At 65.0% G+C, this 14,879-nt stretch carries 15 protein-coding genes; 7 read left to right on the top strand and 8 right to left on the bottom strand.

The window, feature by feature from the left end; all coding sequences use genetic code 11:
- Positions 1-2 precede the first annotated feature (2 nt).
- Positions 3-422 (bottom strand): organic hydroperoxide resistance protein, encoded by a 420-nt coding sequence (locus tag GGD66_RS15435; protein ID WP_183258259.1) that lies wholly within the window; start codon positions 420-422, stop codon positions 3-5.
- Between the two features lie 198 nt (positions 423-620).
- On the opposite strand from GGD66_RS15435, the gene GGD66_RS15430 reads away from it, so the two are divergent.
- Positions 621-3,482: a winged helix-turn-helix domain-containing protein gene (locus tag GGD66_RS15430; RefSeq protein ID WP_183258258.1), complete on the top strand. Its 2,862-nt coding sequence runs from the start codon at positions 621-623 to the stop codon at positions 3,480-3,482.
- Positions 3,483-3,487: 5 nt separating this feature from the next.
- Here GGD66_RS15430 and GGD66_RS15425 read toward each other — a convergent pair whose 3' ends face one another.
- On the bottom strand, positions 3,488-4,159 hold the full coding sequence (locus tag GGD66_RS15425) for a response regulator transcription factor (RefSeq protein WP_018316334.1): 672 nt from the start codon (positions 4,157-4,159) through the stop codon (positions 3,488-3,490).
- A 337-nt stretch (positions 4,160-4,496) separates the two neighbouring features.
- On the opposite strand from GGD66_RS15425, the gene GGD66_RS15420 reads away from it, so the two are divergent.
- Positions 4,497-6,122 carry an MFS transporter gene (locus GGD66_RS15420; protein ID WP_018316335.1) on the top strand — a complete coding sequence of 542 codons (1,626 nt, stop codon included), beginning with the start codon at positions 4,497-4,499 and terminating at the stop codon, positions 6,120-6,122.
- Between the two features lie 76 nt (positions 6,123-6,198).
- On the opposite strand, the gene GGD66_RS15415 is transcribed toward GGD66_RS15420, so the two are convergent.
- Both GGD66_RS15415 and GGD66_RS15410 read right to left on the bottom strand, forming a co-directional pair.
- Positions 6,199-6,672 (bottom strand): secondary thiamine-phosphate synthase enzyme YjbQ, encoded by a 474-nt coding sequence (locus GGD66_RS15415; protein WP_092255810.1) that lies wholly within the window; start codon positions 6,670-6,672, stop codon positions 6,199-6,201.
- A gap of 159 nt (positions 6,673-6,831) precedes the next feature.
- Complete coding sequence (locus tag GGD66_RS15410; protein WP_183258257.1) at positions 6,832-7,353, bottom strand: hypothetical protein; 522 nt, start codon at positions 7,351-7,353, stop codon at positions 6,832-6,834.
- Positions 7,354-7,712: 359 nt separating this feature from the next.
- Between GGD66_RS15410 and GGD66_RS15405 the strand changes: the two genes are divergently transcribed.
- The 5 genes from GGD66_RS15405 to GGD66_RS15385 all read left to right on the top strand — a co-directional run bounded on the left by GGD66_RS15405 (position 7,713) and on the right by GGD66_RS15385 (position 10,357).
- Entirely contained in the window at positions 7,713-8,087 is a 375-nt protein-coding gene (locus tag GGD66_RS15405) for an AtpZ/AtpI family protein (protein WP_018316338.1), read from the top strand.
- A 112-nt stretch (positions 8,088-8,199) separates the two neighbouring features.
- A complete protein-coding gene (locus GGD66_RS15400; protein WP_018316339.1) occupies positions 8,200-8,949 on the top strand; it encodes a F0F1 ATP synthase subunit A in 750 nt (249 codons plus the stop codon).
- A 53-nt stretch (positions 8,950-9,002) separates the two neighbouring features.
- On the top strand, positions 9,003-9,233 hold the full coding sequence (locus tag GGD66_RS15395; protein ID WP_007599451.1) for a F0F1 ATP synthase subunit C: 231 nt from the start codon (positions 9,003-9,005) through the stop codon (positions 9,231-9,233).
- A 66-nt stretch (positions 9,234-9,299) separates the two neighbouring features.
- Positions 9,300-9,866: a F0F1 ATP synthase subunit B' gene (locus tag GGD66_RS15390; protein ID WP_018316340.1), complete on the top strand. Its 567-nt coding sequence runs from the start codon at positions 9,300-9,302 to the stop codon at positions 9,864-9,866.
- A gap of 5 nt (positions 9,867-9,871) precedes the next feature.
- Complete coding sequence (locus tag GGD66_RS15385) at positions 9,872-10,357, top strand: F0F1 ATP synthase subunit B (protein ID WP_018316341.1); 486 nt, start codon at positions 9,872-9,874, stop codon at positions 10,355-10,357.
- 208 nt (positions 10,358-10,565) lie between these two features.
- Here the strand turns inward: GGD66_RS15385 and GGD66_RS15380 are convergent, their stop codons facing one another.
- The 4 genes from GGD66_RS15380 to thrC form a co-directional block, all read right to left on the bottom strand.
- Complete coding sequence (locus GGD66_RS15380) at positions 10,566-11,216, bottom strand: hypothetical protein (protein ID WP_018316342.1); 651 nt, start codon at positions 11,214-11,216, stop codon at positions 10,566-10,568.
- A gap of 160 nt (positions 11,217-11,376) precedes the next feature.
- The gene (locus tag GGD66_RS15375) at positions 11,377-11,964 is read right to left on the bottom strand and encodes a GNAT family N-acetyltransferase (protein WP_018316343.1); all 588 of its coding nucleotides are present in this window, start codon (positions 11,962-11,964) and stop codon (positions 11,377-11,379) included.
- A gap of 39 nt (positions 11,965-12,003) precedes the next feature.
- The gene (locus GGD66_RS15370) at positions 12,004-13,293 is read right to left on the bottom strand and encodes a pitrilysin family protein (RefSeq protein WP_179731967.1); all 1,290 of its coding nucleotides are present in this window, start codon (positions 13,291-13,293) and stop codon (positions 12,004-12,006) included.
- Positions 13,290-14,708 carry a threonine synthase gene (thrC, locus tag GGD66_RS15365; protein WP_183258256.1) on the bottom strand — a complete coding sequence of 473 codons (1,419 nt, stop codon included), beginning with the start codon at positions 14,706-14,708 and terminating at the stop codon, positions 13,290-13,292. Before thrC ends, GGD66_RS15370 begins: the two co-directional genes overlap by 4 nt.
- Positions 14,709-14,879: the final 171 nt, after the last annotated feature.

The raw sequence follows: 14,879 nt of genomic DNA, 5'->3' as shown, positions 1-14,879 counted from the left end.
GCTCAGATCAGCGCGACCGTGACGTCGACGTTGCCGCGAACGGCCTTGGAATAGGGGCAGGTCTGATGCGCATCATCGATGATGCCGCGTGCGATCTCGGGGTCGAGGCCCGGCAGGCTGACATTGAGGCGCGCCCGGAGCGAATAGGCGCCCTCGTCGAGCACGAGATCGATTTCCGCATCGATCGCGCATTTCCTGGGAAGCTCGATCTTCCGCTTGCGCGCCGCGATCTCCATCGCGCCTTCGAAGCAGGCCGACCAGCCGGCGGCGAACAATTGCTCGGGATTGGTGCCGATGCCTGCGGCGCCCGGCGGCGACAGCTTGACGTCGAGGCGGCCATCGGAGCTGCGCGATATGCCGTCGCCTCGGCCGCCGCTGGTGTGGGTCTTGGCCGTGTAGAGTATTTTTGCCGCCTGCGTCATGAAGCTGTCCTTTCCGTTGCGCAACTGACTAGCAGTGGCTGGTGCAGGACACCCGTTGGGAGTTGTGAGAAGTTGTGAGGTCAGACCTGGCGCGCTTAACAAGGCCTGCACCCGCGGTCTGATGCCGATGCAGCGACGGCCTTGCCGGATCGCGATCATCTGGCTATCGGGTCCTGTCGAAGGGACCCGAGATTTGCCATGACAGAGCCGGCCGGCACCGCAACGGGAACTTTATCGTTCGGGCCATTCTCCGTGACGCCGCATGAAAGGCTCGTGATGCGCGATGGCGTCGCGTTGCCGCTGGGTGCGAAAGCGTTCGACACGCTGATGGCGCTGATGTCGCGACCGAACCAGGTCGTCGGCAAATGGGACCTGATGGCGCTGGTGTGGCCCGGCGTCACCGTCGAAGAGGCCAATCTGCGCTTTCACGTCGCAACGCTGCGCAAGGCGCTCGGCGACGGCAAGGACGGCGCCCGCTACATCACGACGCTCTCCGGCCGCGGCTATTGCTTCGTGGCGCCGATCTCGCAACTCGCAGCGCCGGTTTCGCAAACAGGCATTGCGGCAGCCCAGCGCCCCACGCCGCGGCTGGAATTGCCGCCGGTGAAACTGCCGAACCGGCTACAGCGGATGGTCGGGCGCGACGATGAGATCGCCACCGTTTCCGACAAGCTCATCGCCTCTCGCTTTGTCACGATCGCCGGCCCCGGCGGCGTCGGCAAGACGGCGGTCGCAGTGGCGATCGCCCACGACCTGCTCGAGACTTTCTCCGACGCCGCGCACTTTGTTGATCTCGCCGCGCTCAGTGATCCCGATCTCGTGATCACCTCGATCCTGCTGATGCTGGGCTTGCCGGCCGAGACCGACGATCCCCTGCCCGCGCTGCTCGCGCATGTCAGGGACAAGCGGATGCTGCTGATTCTCGACAATTGCGAGCACGTCATCGCGACCGCCGCACCGCTGGCGGCGGACATCTTCCAGGCAGCGCCACATGTCCATATCCTCGCGACCAGTCGCGAGGCCCTGCGCGTCGAGGGCGAGCAGGTCTATCGATTGGCGCCGCTTGCCGTTCCGCCCGACGGCTCCGGACTGACGGTCGCCGCAGCGCAGACCTATCCGGCGCTGCAACTGTTCCTCGAACGTGCCACGGCCAGCGGCGCGCAGATCAGTCTCGATGACGCCAATGCCGCGATCATCGCGAGGATCTGCCGCAAGCTCGACGGCATGGCGCTGGCGATCGAACTCGCTGCCGGCCGGGTCGAAGTCTACGGCCTGGAGCAGACGGCCGCACTGCTCGACGAGCGCCTCAATCTGCTCTGGCAGGGCCAGCGAACGGCGCCGCCCCGGCAGAAGACATTGCAGGCCACGCTCGACTGGAGCTACGGACTGCTGTCGGATTTCGAACGCCTCGTGCTGCGCAGGCTTGCGGTCTTCGCCGGGCATTTCACCATCGACGCGGCGCTCGAGGTCGTGCCGGACGAGCGCGTCGACCAGGCCCGCCTGTTCGACGCCGTCGACAGTCTCGTGGCCAAATCGATGGTCGCGCCGCGCCCCATCGGCGCCATGATGCGCTACCGCCTGCTCGACACGACGCGCACTTATCTGCTCGAGATCGAGCCCGATGACGCGACTCTTGCCGCCCGCCACGCGACGTACTACCGGCGATGGCTGGAACAGGCCGGCATGACATGGGCCGCCGTGCCGAGCGCGGACGAGCGAGCTGCTCACTTCTCCGCGCTTCACAATGTGCGCGCCGCGCTCGACTGGTGCTTCGGGGCGGGCGGTGATCTCGGCATCGGCATTGCGCTCGCCGCTGCCGCGGCGCCGATCTTCCTGGCGATGTCCTTGTTGATCGAATGCCGGCGCTGGTCGGAACGGGCGCTGCTGGCGATGGACCCCTCCTCGCGCAGCAGCGCCGAGGAAATGCACATCCAGGCCGCTCTCGGACTGACCTTGATGTTCACCCGCGGCGGCAGCGAAGCGGCGCGCAGCGCCTTGAGCCGGAGCCTTGCGATCGCCGAAGCGCGCGGCGACGAAATCAACCAGCTCCAGCTGCTGGGCCGGATGCATATCTTTCACGAGCGGATGGGAGAGTTCGACGCCGCGCTCGGCTATGCGCAGCAGAGCCTCGGGGTCGCGAGGTCGCTGGGCGATTCCGCCTCGATCGCCCTCGCCCATTCCCTCCTCGGCGTCTCCTTGCATCTGGCAGGCCGGCATCGCGACGCGCTCGAGATGCTGGAGGTCGCATGGCGGGGACCGGGCACGGAGCGAATCAGCACCGTCCACGGCTTCGATCATCGCAATCGGGCCGGCATCACGCTGGCTCGCGAGCTCTGGTTGCAGGGCCGCCCCGCGGATGCGCTGCAACTGGCGCGACAGACGGTCACCGAGGCCGCGCAGATGGATCACCCGATCACGCTCTGCATCGCGCTGATCTGGACGGTCGCAATTGATCTCTGGAGCGGAGACCTCGACGGTGCGGACGCGAACATCGACCGCTTCATCGCGCATGCGACGTCGCGCTCGATGGGGCCTTATCTCGCCGTCGGCCGCGGCGTCAAAGGCGAGCTGGCGATCCGGCGCGGCGATGCCGCAGTTGGCGTCGAGACGATCAGGACTTGCCTGCGTGAGCTCCACGATGCCCGCTACGAGCTGCTGACCACGACGTTCAACATCGCGCTGGTTCAGGGATTGATAGCGCTCGGCCAGATCGCGCAGAGCGCACAGCTGATCGACGACGCCATCCGCCTCGTCGCGCAGAGCGGCGATCACCTCTATATGCCCGAGCTGTTGCGCATGAAGGGCAAGGTGCTGTCGCACCTGCCCGAGCCGCAAATCGAGGAAGCGGAGGCCTGCCTCGTGCAGGCGCTGGAACTCAGCCGCGACAAGGGTGCCAAAGCGTGGGAACTGCGCGCGGCAATCGATCTGGCGCAGCTTCTTGCCCACCGGCGCCGCGCCAAGGAAGCCAAGCGATTACTTCAATCGGCACGTGAAGGTTTCGCTCCGGGTTTCGAGACTGAAGATATCAGGGCCGCCGATGCGCTCCTGAAGACGCTGTAGCGGGCTCACCCCGTCGGCGTGCCCTGCTTCCACTGGCCGCCGGCGATCTTGGCGGCCGCGATCACCGCCTGGGTACGGCTTTCGACGCCGAGCTTTTGCAGGATCGCCGAGACATGTGCCTTGATGGTGGCCTCGGAGACCCCGAGCTCATAGGCGATCTGCTTGTTGAGGAGGCCCTCCGACAGCATCATCAGGACCCGGACCTGCTGCGGCGTCAGCGTCACCAGACGGTCGCGCAGGCGCGTCATATCGGGATCGGCCGCAGCCGACAGATCGGTATCGGCGGGAACCCAGACGTCGCCCTCCATCACCTTGAGGATGGCGTCGCGCAGGGTCTCGACGCCGAATCGCTTGGGAATGAAGCCGGAGGCGCCGAAATCGAGCGAGCGGCGGATCGTGGCGCTGTCGTCGGACGCCGAGACGATCACCACCGGGATCGCCGGATATTGCGCACGCAGATAGATCAGGCCGGAAAAGCCTGAGATCCCGGGCATCGAGAGGTCGAGCAGGATCAGGTCGACATCCGAGGTCTGTTCCAGGAGCTTGGTCAGATCCTCGAACGATCCGGCCTCGTCGATCCTGGCCGAGGTCAGGACGCCGGCCACCGCCTGTCGCAGCGCGTCGCGGAAAAGAGGATGGTCATCGGCGATGACGAGATGGGTCGAGGGAGCGTTCATCGTTCTCTTGCTGTCGTTCGCGGGCCGGCGGACAGATCCCGGGTCTGTCAATTCTTCCCCGAGCAGCCGTGGCATGCAAGTGCACATTATCCCTTTGCTGCAAAGGGGTTAATCCGGAAGCCTACGTGGCGGCGCGCCGGTGCCCGATACCGGCGTCAGCTACGCGTCAGTGCGCAAGGCCGAAAGTCGTATTGGGGCGGGTTTCACGCCGATGTTACCTTGCAGCCAAGACCTGGGTTGATCCGGCATGTCCGGACGTCTGGGGTGCGAGGAAACGCAATTCGGGGAGCGACTTAATATGTCGACAATGGCTGTGTCTCAAGCAGGCGCGGGAGGGATGACGAAGGACGAACGGTTCGTCATTCTCGCCTCCTCGCTCGGTACCGTCTTCGAGTGGTACGATTTCTACCTCTACGGCTCGCTGGCTTCGATCATCGGCGTGCAGTTCTTCTCGGATTACCCGCCAGCCACCCGCGACATCTTCGCGCTGCTGGCCTTCGCCGCCGGCTTCCTGGTGCGTCCGTTCGGCGCGATCGTATTCGGCCGCGTCGGCGACATCGTCGGCCGCAAATACACCTTCCTCGTCACCATCCTGATCATGGGTCTGTCGACCTTCATCGTCGGCCTGCTGCCGAACGCGGCGACCATCGGCATCGCGGCTCCGATCATCCTGATCGCGCTGCGCCTCGCCCAGGGCCTGGCGCTCGGCGGTGAGTATGGCGGCGCGGCCACTTATGTCGCGGAGCATGCTCCGAACGGCAAGCGCGGCTACTACACCTCCTTCATTCAGACCACCGCGACGCTCGGCCTGTTCCTGTCGCTACTGGTGATCCTGTTCACCCGTAGCGCCCTCGGCGAGGCCGATTTCGCGAAGTGGGGCTGGCGCATCCCGTTCCTGGTCTCGGTGCTGCTGCTCGGCATCTCGGTCTGGATCCGGCTTCGCCTCAATGAATCCCCGATCTTCCAGAAGATGAAGGACGAGGGCAAGAGCTCGAAGGCGCCGCTGACCGAAGCCTTCGGCAACTGGCAGAACGGCAAGCTGGTGCTGCTCGCGCTGCTTGGCGGCGTGATGGGCCAGGGCGTCGTCTGGTACACCGGTCAGTTCTACGCGCTGTTCTTCCTGCAATCGATCCTGAAGGTCGACGGCTACACCGCCAACCTGCTGATCGCCTGGTCGCTGCTGCTCGGCACCGGCTTCTTCATCGTGTTCGGCATGCTGTCCGACAAGATCGGCCGCAAGCCGATCATCCTCGGCGGCTGTCTGATCGCGGCGCTGACCTTCTTCCCGATTTTCAAGATGATCACCACCAATGCCAACCCGGCGCTGGAAAAGGCGATCGAATCGGTCAAGGTCGACGTGGTGGCGGATCCCGCGGGTTGCGGCGACCTGTTCAACCCGGTCGGCACCCGTGTCTTCACCGCACCTTGCGACACCGCACGTGCCTACCTGTCGCAGTCGTCGGTCAAGTACTCGACCACGTCTGGCGCAGCCGGCTCGGGTGTGAAGGTCGTCGTCAATGGTAAGGAAGTGCCCTACACGAGCGCCAAGGACAGCAACCCGGCAGTGCTCGCCGCGGTGCAGGCGGCCGGCTATCCGAAGGCCGGCGATGCGGGCATCGTGAAGATGTCCCATCCGTTCGACATCTTCCGTCCGCAGGTGGCGGCGATCATCGGCCTGCTGTTCATCCTGGTGCTGTTCGTCACCATGGTGTACGGCCCGATCGCGGCGATGCTGGTCGAACTGTTCCCGACCCGCATCCGCTACACCTCGATGTCGCTACCCTACCACATTGGTAACGGCTGGTTCGGCGGCCTGCTGCCGGCGACCGCCTTTGCCATCGTGGCCTCGACGGGCGACATCTATGCCGGCCTCTGGTACCCGATCATCTTCGCCTCGATTACCGTCGTGATCGGCTTCTTCTTCCTGCCCGAGACCAAGGACGTCGACATCAAGGCGACCTGATCGAAAGCAGCGATAAGTACAACGAACCGGCCGCGGAGCGATCCGCGGCCGGTTTTGTTTGAGCACTAAAATTGCTTTATTGATTGCTGCCGACGAATTGCAGCACCACCTCGCGCCGGTGCGGGCGCTTGCGGTGCTCGATCAAATAGATCGCCTGCCAGGTGCCGAGGGCAAGCCTGCCGCTCAGGACCGGGACCTGAAGCGAGGCCCCGGTCAGCATCGTCTTGATATGTGCCGGCATGTCGTCCGGTCCTTCGGCGTCGTGGGTCCAGCCGGCATTCTCCGGCGCCAGCCGGGATAATGCCGTGGTGAGATCGACCAGCACGGACGGATCGGCGTTCTCCTGGATCGTCAGCGAGGCCGAGGTATGGCGGATGAACAGCGTCAGCGCGCCGTCGCGCGCGTGAACCTCGGCGATGAATTTTGCAGCCTCGCTCGTCAGATCGGTGAAGCCGTGACCCGATGTCTGCACGGTCAGCAATGACGATGCGATGGTGTCGGCTTGCACCGACGATGGCGCCGAGCGGGTGACTGATCTGGTTGATGTCATGAAGGGTCTCTCAACTCCCGACGCTGCCGTAGGGTGGCAAAGGCGCAACGCGCCGTGCCCACGTCTTTCTTCATTGCCTTAGAAGCATGGTGGGCACGGCGTAAGAACGCCTTTGCCCACCCTACGGCACCTCAACGCATGGATGGCGCGAAGGGGTCCTCAAATCTTCCCCGACACGTCCTTCTGGACGCGGTTGGCCATGTCAATCAGCCGCCGCCAGGCCTTTTCCAGAAACGACATCACGCGGTCGACGTCCTGGTCGCTCGGCAGCGGGATCTCGATCTTGCGCTCGCCCTCGGCGGCCTTGGGCTCCGCTTTCTTCAGCGGGTCGGATTTCGGCAGCGCCTCGTCGATCTTGCCCGACACCGTCGGCCCGGCCGCGAGCTGTCCCTGCAGCCTTTCGACCTCGGCCTGGAGCCGGCCGATCTCGGCGTCGAGCGCGGTCCGTTCGTCGGGCACCGCGTAACAGGCCCAGCCGGCGCCGTTCTTGGTGCAGGTCGATACCGTGCCGGTGCGCGTGTCGAGCCGCAGCGCGCCCTCGGGGATGGGCGTCATGCTGTAGCGGCCGTTCTCGCTGTCGGGCGCGGATTGCGCGGCCTCGAGGTCGCCGGCGATCGCCACCGCGGCGGCGAACGCCGCCAGCGCAAGCCATGATGTTGTGGATGACGTCACTGGTCTCATCGCGATCTCCGCCACGGCGTGCTGGTGGCCCTCTCGCAAATTCTACACCCCGGTGAGGCGATCCGCCGCCCAAAACACGCACCCTTATCAACGATCGCGGCGGCGTGTTCGATCCCGGCAGCGTGGCGAAAGGGCGGCCGCCTTCGCCGATCCTGAGGCTTGCTGCTGCGGTGCGGCGTCACGCTGTGTGCAGCGCTGCCGTGCGCGCCAATATCATCAAATAAATCAGCTACATAAACGAAAGCGACGCAATCGTGACTTGGCTTGACTTGATTATGGGCCATCAGTATGGTCCGCGCGGCTTTTGAGGGTGGCGGGCGCAATTTCCATTCAGCCGCGGCGTTTCGGGTCTTCGTTGCATGACACAGGGCACGGGACACGGCGAGAATGGGGATCGCGATAGATCGTCCGAGGAAGCTGCGCTTTCCGAACGGCTCGGAAATCTTGATCAGCGGTTGTCCGAATTCCGGGACCGACGAATCAAGACCGAGCAACCCGCAGGTGACGGTGAGGACAGAGCGGCCAGAGCTTCGGCGATGGCGCTTGGTTTCCGGTTATCCTCCGAGTTGATCGCCGGGGTCGTTGTCGGAGCGGGGATTGGCTGGGGTTTCGACCGCTTGCTGTCGACGTCGCCTTTCGGATTTATCGTGTTCCTGTTGCTGGGCTTCGTCGCCGGCGTGGTGAATGTGGTGAGAACGGCGGGTGCGGGTCAAAACAGGCGCGGTGGGTCTTAGCCGATCCGCACCAGGACAGGAATGATCGTGCCGGCCTTGCCGGTACGGGCCGGCCCGGCCGGCAGACCGAGACCCGCCGGCATTGCCCGGCAGACCAAGAGATGCCGCGCTGATGAAAATCGACCCGATCCACCAGTTCAACATCGAGCCTCTCTTCACCCTGGGCCATATCGGCAATCACACGATCGCCTTCACCAATTCGTCGCTCTACATGCTGGTGGCGGTGGCGGTGATCTCGATCCTGATGCTCGCCAGCGGCACGCAGCTGGTTCCCGGGCGCCTGCAATCGGTCGCCGAAATCTCCTACGAATTCGTCGCCTCGACCATCCGTTCGACGGCCGGCGCGGAAGGCATGAAGTTCTTCCCGTTGATCTTCTCGCTGTTCATGTTCATCTGCGTCTCGAACCTGGTCGGCATCATCCCCTATACCTTCACGGTGTCGAGCCATCTGATCGTCACCGCGGCGCTCGCGCTTCTGGTCTTCTTCACCGTCCTGATCTACGGCGTCGCCAAGAACGGCCTGAAGTTCTTCTCGATCTTCGTGCCCCACGGCGTCCCCGGCTACATCCTGCCGCTGGTGATGTTCATCGAAATCCTGTCGTTCTTCCTGCGGCCGGTCTCCCACAGCGTCCGTCTGTTCGCCAACATGCTGGCCGGCCACATCGCGCTGAAGGTGTTCGCGGGCTTCGTCGCCATGCTCGGCTTCTCGCTCGGGGCGCTGGGCTGGGTCGGCGGCGTGCTGCCGCTGGCTCTCACGGTCGCGCTGTACGCGCTCGAGATTCTGGTCGCGTTCCTGCAAGCCTATGTGTTTGCGATCCTGACCTGCATCTACCTCAACGACGCCATTCATCCGGGACACTGAGCGGTCCGGGGAATTTCCACCCACAACCCAATCTTTCTTCCAAGGAGTCTAAAATGGATCCGGCAGCAGCAAAACTTATCGGCGCGGGCATCGCATGCATCGGCATGGGCGGCGCGGGCGTCGGCGTCGGCGTGATCTTCGGCAACTACCTCGCCGCAGCCGTTCGCAACCCCTCGGCCGCTCAGGGCCAGTTCGGCAACCTGATCTTCGGCTTCGCCGTGACCGAAGCGCTCGGCATTTTCTCGCTGCTGATCGCGCTGCTGCTGCTGTTCGTTCCGCTCTGAGGACGACGTTTTTCGCGCCGTTCCATTCCATTGGGACGGCGCGTGTGACTGCAACAGGAGAACTCCGTGGCTGAAAGTCATGGCGGCGCAAAAGGTCCGGCGGCGGGCGCTCACACCGAGGCTGACGGTGGTCACCACGGTGGCGGTTTTCCGCCGTTCGAGAGCAGCAACTACGCTTCACAGCTGGTGTCGCTCGCGATCTTCTTCGTCCTGCTTTACGTGATCGTGTCCAAGCTCGCTCTGCCGAAGGTCGGCGGTGCGATCGAGGCGCGTCAGAACAAGATCGAGGGTGACCTCGCCGAGGCGCAGAAGCTGAAGGACCAGTCCGAGGCGGCGCTGAAGGCCTATGAAACCGAGCTCGCTTCGGCGCGCACGCGGGCACAGGCCATCGGCAACGAATCCCGCGACAAGGCGAATGCGCAGGCGGAAGCCGAGCGCAAGACGCTGGAAGAACAATTGGCGGCCAAGCTCGCCGGGGCGGAGAAGACCATCGCCTCGACCCGCGCCACCGCCATGAGCAACGTCCGCGGCATCGCGGCCGATGCGGCAGGCCAGATCGTGCAGCAGCTTACCGGCGTCGTTCCCGACGCTGCGTCGGTCAATGCCGCGGTCGATGCGTCCCTGAAAGGTTAGTCGAGATGTTCTTCGATCCTGAAACCTGGGTCGCCATCGCCTTCGTGATCCTGATGGTCGTGTTCGCCTATCTCGGGGTCTTCAAGTCGGCGATGACGGCGCTGGATCATCGTGCCGCCCGCATCAAGGCCGAGCTCGACGACGCGACGCGGCTCAAGCAGGAAGCGGCCAAGGTGCTCGCCGACTACAAGGCGCGCAGCGCCACCGCCGAGCGCGAAGCTGCCGACATCATCGCCAACGCCAAGGCCGAAGCCGAGCGCATCGCGGCCGACGCCAAGGCGAAGATGGAAGACTTCGTCGCCCGCCGGACCAAGACCGCGGAGAGCAAGATTGCGCTCGCCGAGGCCCAGGCGCTCGCCGATGTCCGCGCCGCAGCCGCGGAAGCCGCCGTTCAGGCCGCCTCCACGATCCTGTCGCAGTCGGTCAAGGGCCAGGTCGCCGACGATCTGCTCGCCAAGGGCATCACCGAGGTTCGCCAGAAGCTGAACTGAGGGTTTTGCCTTCAGTAATCAAAAAGCCGGCGCGATAAGCGCCGGCTTTTTTGTTTGCGACACCGCAATCCACAAATACCGTGTCATCACCCGCGAAAGCGGGTGATCCAGTATTCCAGAGACAGCAATGAGATACGGAGAAGCCGCGGCGTACTGGATGCCCCGCCTGCGCGGAGCATGACAGCGTTCTTCGTGACGACTTGCTTACCTACTTCTTCTTCCGTCCCTTCGGCTCGGGCGACAGCGCCTGCGGGTCGAAGCCGACATAGAAGACATAGGAATCGGCGACCGCGGCCGAGGGCGTCGGATAAGCCAGATCCTCGACGATGAAGGTGAAGGGCACGCTGCCGCCCTCCGACATCTCGACCGTGGTCCGGTAAGCCTTCGAGGCGATCACTTTCTCGCCGACACCGCCCTGCACCACCGCGACACGCAAGGGCACCTCGACGGTGGCGGGCGCGCCGGCGGGCCCGGCGATCACGCGGCCCTGGATTCCGATCCGAGCCGTGATGCCGACACTGCTGCGGGAACATTCGCGCGCCATCTTGGTGATCGAGGCCTGGAAGCGGATCTCGTTGCCGACGGCCGGCTTGCCGGCCGCCCCGACCGCGTAGGTTGATGCGCCCGCGCGCACCGTCACCTGCGGGCAATCGACCTCGTCTTCCGCCGGCTGGCCAGGCGCGGGCGCGGGCTTGGGCGGGGCCGGCTCATCCGACTTGCCGCCGAACAGGCTCTTGAAGCGGTCAGTCAAGGACTGGGCGGCCACCGGCGAAACCGCCGCGAACGACATCGACAAGACAAGCGCGATCGCCGTCCCCCGCCGCAGCACATTCCGCGATGACCGAAGCTGCTTCACCATCAAAGCCCGTACTCCAATGACAATTGTCCGGCCGATCGTGGGCCGGAGCATGCGGGTTATATCGTCAAAATCGGCGAACCCAAGGCAGCAAAAAGGGGGACTTGGCAGGGCACTTGGCCAAAGGACTTGGGCAAGGGATTTGGCCACATGATCGAGCGGCTCAGCCGCGGAAATCCTCATGCAGCAGGCCGAAAAGCAAATGGTCCTGCCAGACCCCATTGATGCAGAGATAGCGGCGCGCCAGGCCCTCACGGGAGAAACCGCACTTCTCCAGCACCCGGATCGAGGGCGCGTTGGTGGGGATGCAGGCGGCCTCGACCCGGTGCAGATTGAGCTCGCCGAACAGCGTCGGCAGGAGGACCCGCAGTGCAGCTGTCATGTAGCCGCGATGGGCATGGGGTTGGCCGACCCAATAGCCGATGGTGCCGGCCTGCACGATGCCGCGCCGGACATTGGCCAGCGTGATGCCGCCGACCATGGCGCCATCAAGCTCGCGGAAGATCAGAAAGGGATAGGAACGGTCCGCGGCAATGTCCTCGGAATAGCGGCGCAGGCGGCGGCGGAAGCCGGATCGGGTAAGATCGTCAGACGGCCAGATCGGCTCCCAGGGCGTCAGATAATCGCGGCTGGTTTCGCGCAAATGCGCCCATTGCAGGAAGTCCGACATCTGCGGCGCGCGCAGCAACAGCCCGTTACCGCGCGGCGCGAGGGCGGCGGGTCCACTGGACGGCAGGCGAAAGAGGGCCATGGTGATGCTTCCCGGGGCAGCTCAGCCCGCGCGCGGCTCCTAATGCAGCCGCGCCTTGGCACGTGCCCGCGTCAATCCTTCCGCAAAAGACACCGCCGTGTCCAGCCCCCTGCCACTGCCTAATGCGACAACGGCAGGCCGGCTCCGCGACAGCAGCGCACGCGCCGCGTCCCGGGTCGATTCGACGCTGACGGCGTCGATCCGGCCCACCAGCTCCTCGACCGTCTGCGGCCGGCCATAGGCCAGCACGTGGCGCGCCAGCTGCTCGGCACGCGACGAGCAGCTCTCCAGCGCCATCAGGAGCCCTGCCTTCATCTGCGCCTTGGCCCGCGCGATCTCGGCCTCGGTCAGCGTCTCCACCGACTCATTCATGATGTCGACCACGACCTCCATCATCTCCGGCGCGTCGGCCGGATCGGTGCCGGTGTAGAGGCCGAAGAAGCCGGTGTCGGTATAGGGCGCGTGGAACGAGTAGATCGAGTAGCACAGGCCGCGCTTCTCGCGCACCTCCTGGAACAGGCGCGACGACATTCCGCCGCCGAGGATGTTGGTGAAGACCTGGAGCGAGAACAGCGACAGATCGCTCTGCGGCACGCCTTCCAGCGCCAGCGTCAGATGCGCCTGCTCCAGCTCGCGATGCACCACCTTGGCGCCGCCCTTGCCGAACTGAGCGGTTTGCGGCTTCGGGCCCGGCGTCCCCTCGAAACTCGCAAAGCGCTTCTCGACCTCGGCAACGACTTGGCTGTGATCGACCGCGCCTGCGGCCGCCACCACCATGTCGGGCCCGCGATAATGCGTCGAGAGGTAGCCGCGCAGCATGTCACGGTTGAAGGCGCGCAGCGTCTTGGCCGTGCCGAGCAGCGAGCGGCCCATCGGCTGATCGGGATAGCAGAGCTCGTTGAGATGCTCGAACACGACGTCATCGGGCGTATCCTGCGCGGCACCGATCTCCTGCACGATGACGTTCTTCTCGCGCTCCAGCTCGTCGGGCTCGAAGGCGGGATTGGCGAGGATGTCGGCGAGCACGTCGAGCGCGAGCGGCACGTCGGCCTTGAGCACCCGCGCGTAATAGGACGTGGTCTCGGTCGAGGTGCCGGCATTGAGGTCGCCGCCGACCGCCTCGATCTCTTCGACGATCTCGCGCGAGGAGCGCTTCGTCGTGCCCTTGAACGCCATGTGCTCGAGCAGATGCGAGATGCCGTGCTCGTTCGGCTTCTCGTCGCGTCCGCCGACGCCGGCCCAGACGCCGAGCGCCGCGGTCTCGAGATGGGGCATCTTGTCGGTGACGACGGTCAGGCCGGAGGCAAGCTTGGAAATCTCGACGCTCATCCGGCAACTCCCTGCTTTGCGGCGCGGCTGACCGACAGCACGAACCGCTCGACCTCGGCCTGATCGTTCTTCATCACCTTCATGTGTTCGGATTTGGTCATCAATCCGTCGAGCCAGGCCGGCAGTTGCGGCCGCTGGCCGCAGGCCGCTTCGACGGCGTCGGGGAATTTGGCTGGATGCGCGGTGGAGAGCACGATGCTTGGCACCCTCGTGTCGGTTGTGTCGCGATCGGCGACGGCGAGCGCCACCGCCGTATGGGGATCGACCAGCTCGCCTGCCTCCCGCCAGCCGGCGCGGATCGCAGCCGCGGTCTCGGTCTCGTCAGCGCGGCCGGCGTCGAACTCCTCGCGGATCGCGGCCAGCGTTGCGTCCGGCAGCACGAAACGTCCTGACTGCTTCAGCGAATCCATCAGGCGGCGCACGCCGGCTGCATCGCGCTTGCCGGCCTCGAACAGCAGCCGTTCGAAATTCGAGGAGATCTGGATATCCATCGACGGCGACGCCGTCGCGTGCACCTCGCGCACCTCATAGATCCCCGTCTTCAGCGTGCGCGCCAGGATGTCGTTGACGTTGGCGGCGATGCGCAGGGTCCGCGCCGGCAGCCCCATGCGCTTGGCGACGTAGCCGGCGAAGATGTCACCGAAATTGCCGGTCGGCACGACGAAATCCACCGCGCGCGCCGGCGCGCCGACGGCAACGGCGGAGGTGAAATAGTAGACCACCTGGGCGACGATGCGTGCCCAGTTGATGGAGTTGACGCCGGAGAGCGAGGTCGCATCGCGGAAGCGATGGTTGTTGAACATCCCCTTCACGAGCGCCTGGCAGTCGTCGAAATTGCCCTCGACGGCGAGCGCATGGACATTGGCCGCGCCCGTCGACGTCATCATCCGCCGCTGCACCTCGGAGATGCGGCCGTGCGGGAACAGCACGATGAGATCCACGTTCTCGAGGCCGGCGAAGGCTTCGACCGCAGCGCCGCCGGTATCGCCTGAGGTGGCGACCACGATGGTCGTGCGCTGGCCGCGCTTGGCGAGCACATGGTCCATCAGCCGCGAGATCAGCTGCATCGCCACGTCCTTGAAGGCGAGCGTCGGGCCGTGAAACAGCTCCAGCACGAACTGGTGCGGCGACATCTGGCGCAGCGGCACCACCGCCGGATGGCGGAAGGTGGCATAGGCCTCGTTCGCCATGCGGCCAAGCTCGGCGTCCGAAATCTCGCCGCCGGCGAACGGACGGATCACGTCGACCGCGACCTCCCAATAGGGGCGGCCGAAGAAGCCGGCGATGGTTTCAGTGGAGAGCTGGGGCCAAATGGTCGGCACATACAGGCCGCCGTCGCGCGCAAGCCCGGTCAGCATCACGTCGCAGAAGCCGAGTTCGGGGGCCTCGCCCCGGGTCGAGATATAACGAGTCAAACTGCCCTCCAAAGGCCGACCGGGCTTACGCCCGTTCGTTAAGCCTTTGATTTTACGAAATTACTTGTTAACAGCCAGAGGCTTTGCGCCACCATAAAGTGTTTTGCGGCATCAGGAAACCGCTTCCCGCCTTCACCCCTGCCCAGCAAAAAGGGCTGCGGCGATGCCGCA

This window comes from Bradyrhizobium sp. CIR48 (assembly GCF_014198315.1).
GTDB lineage: Bacteria > Pseudomonadota > Alphaproteobacteria > Rhizobiales > Xanthobacteraceae > Bradyrhizobium.
The sequence above is the reverse complement of the archived record's forward strand: the minus strand, read 5'-3'. Positions and strand labels throughout refer to the sequence as shown.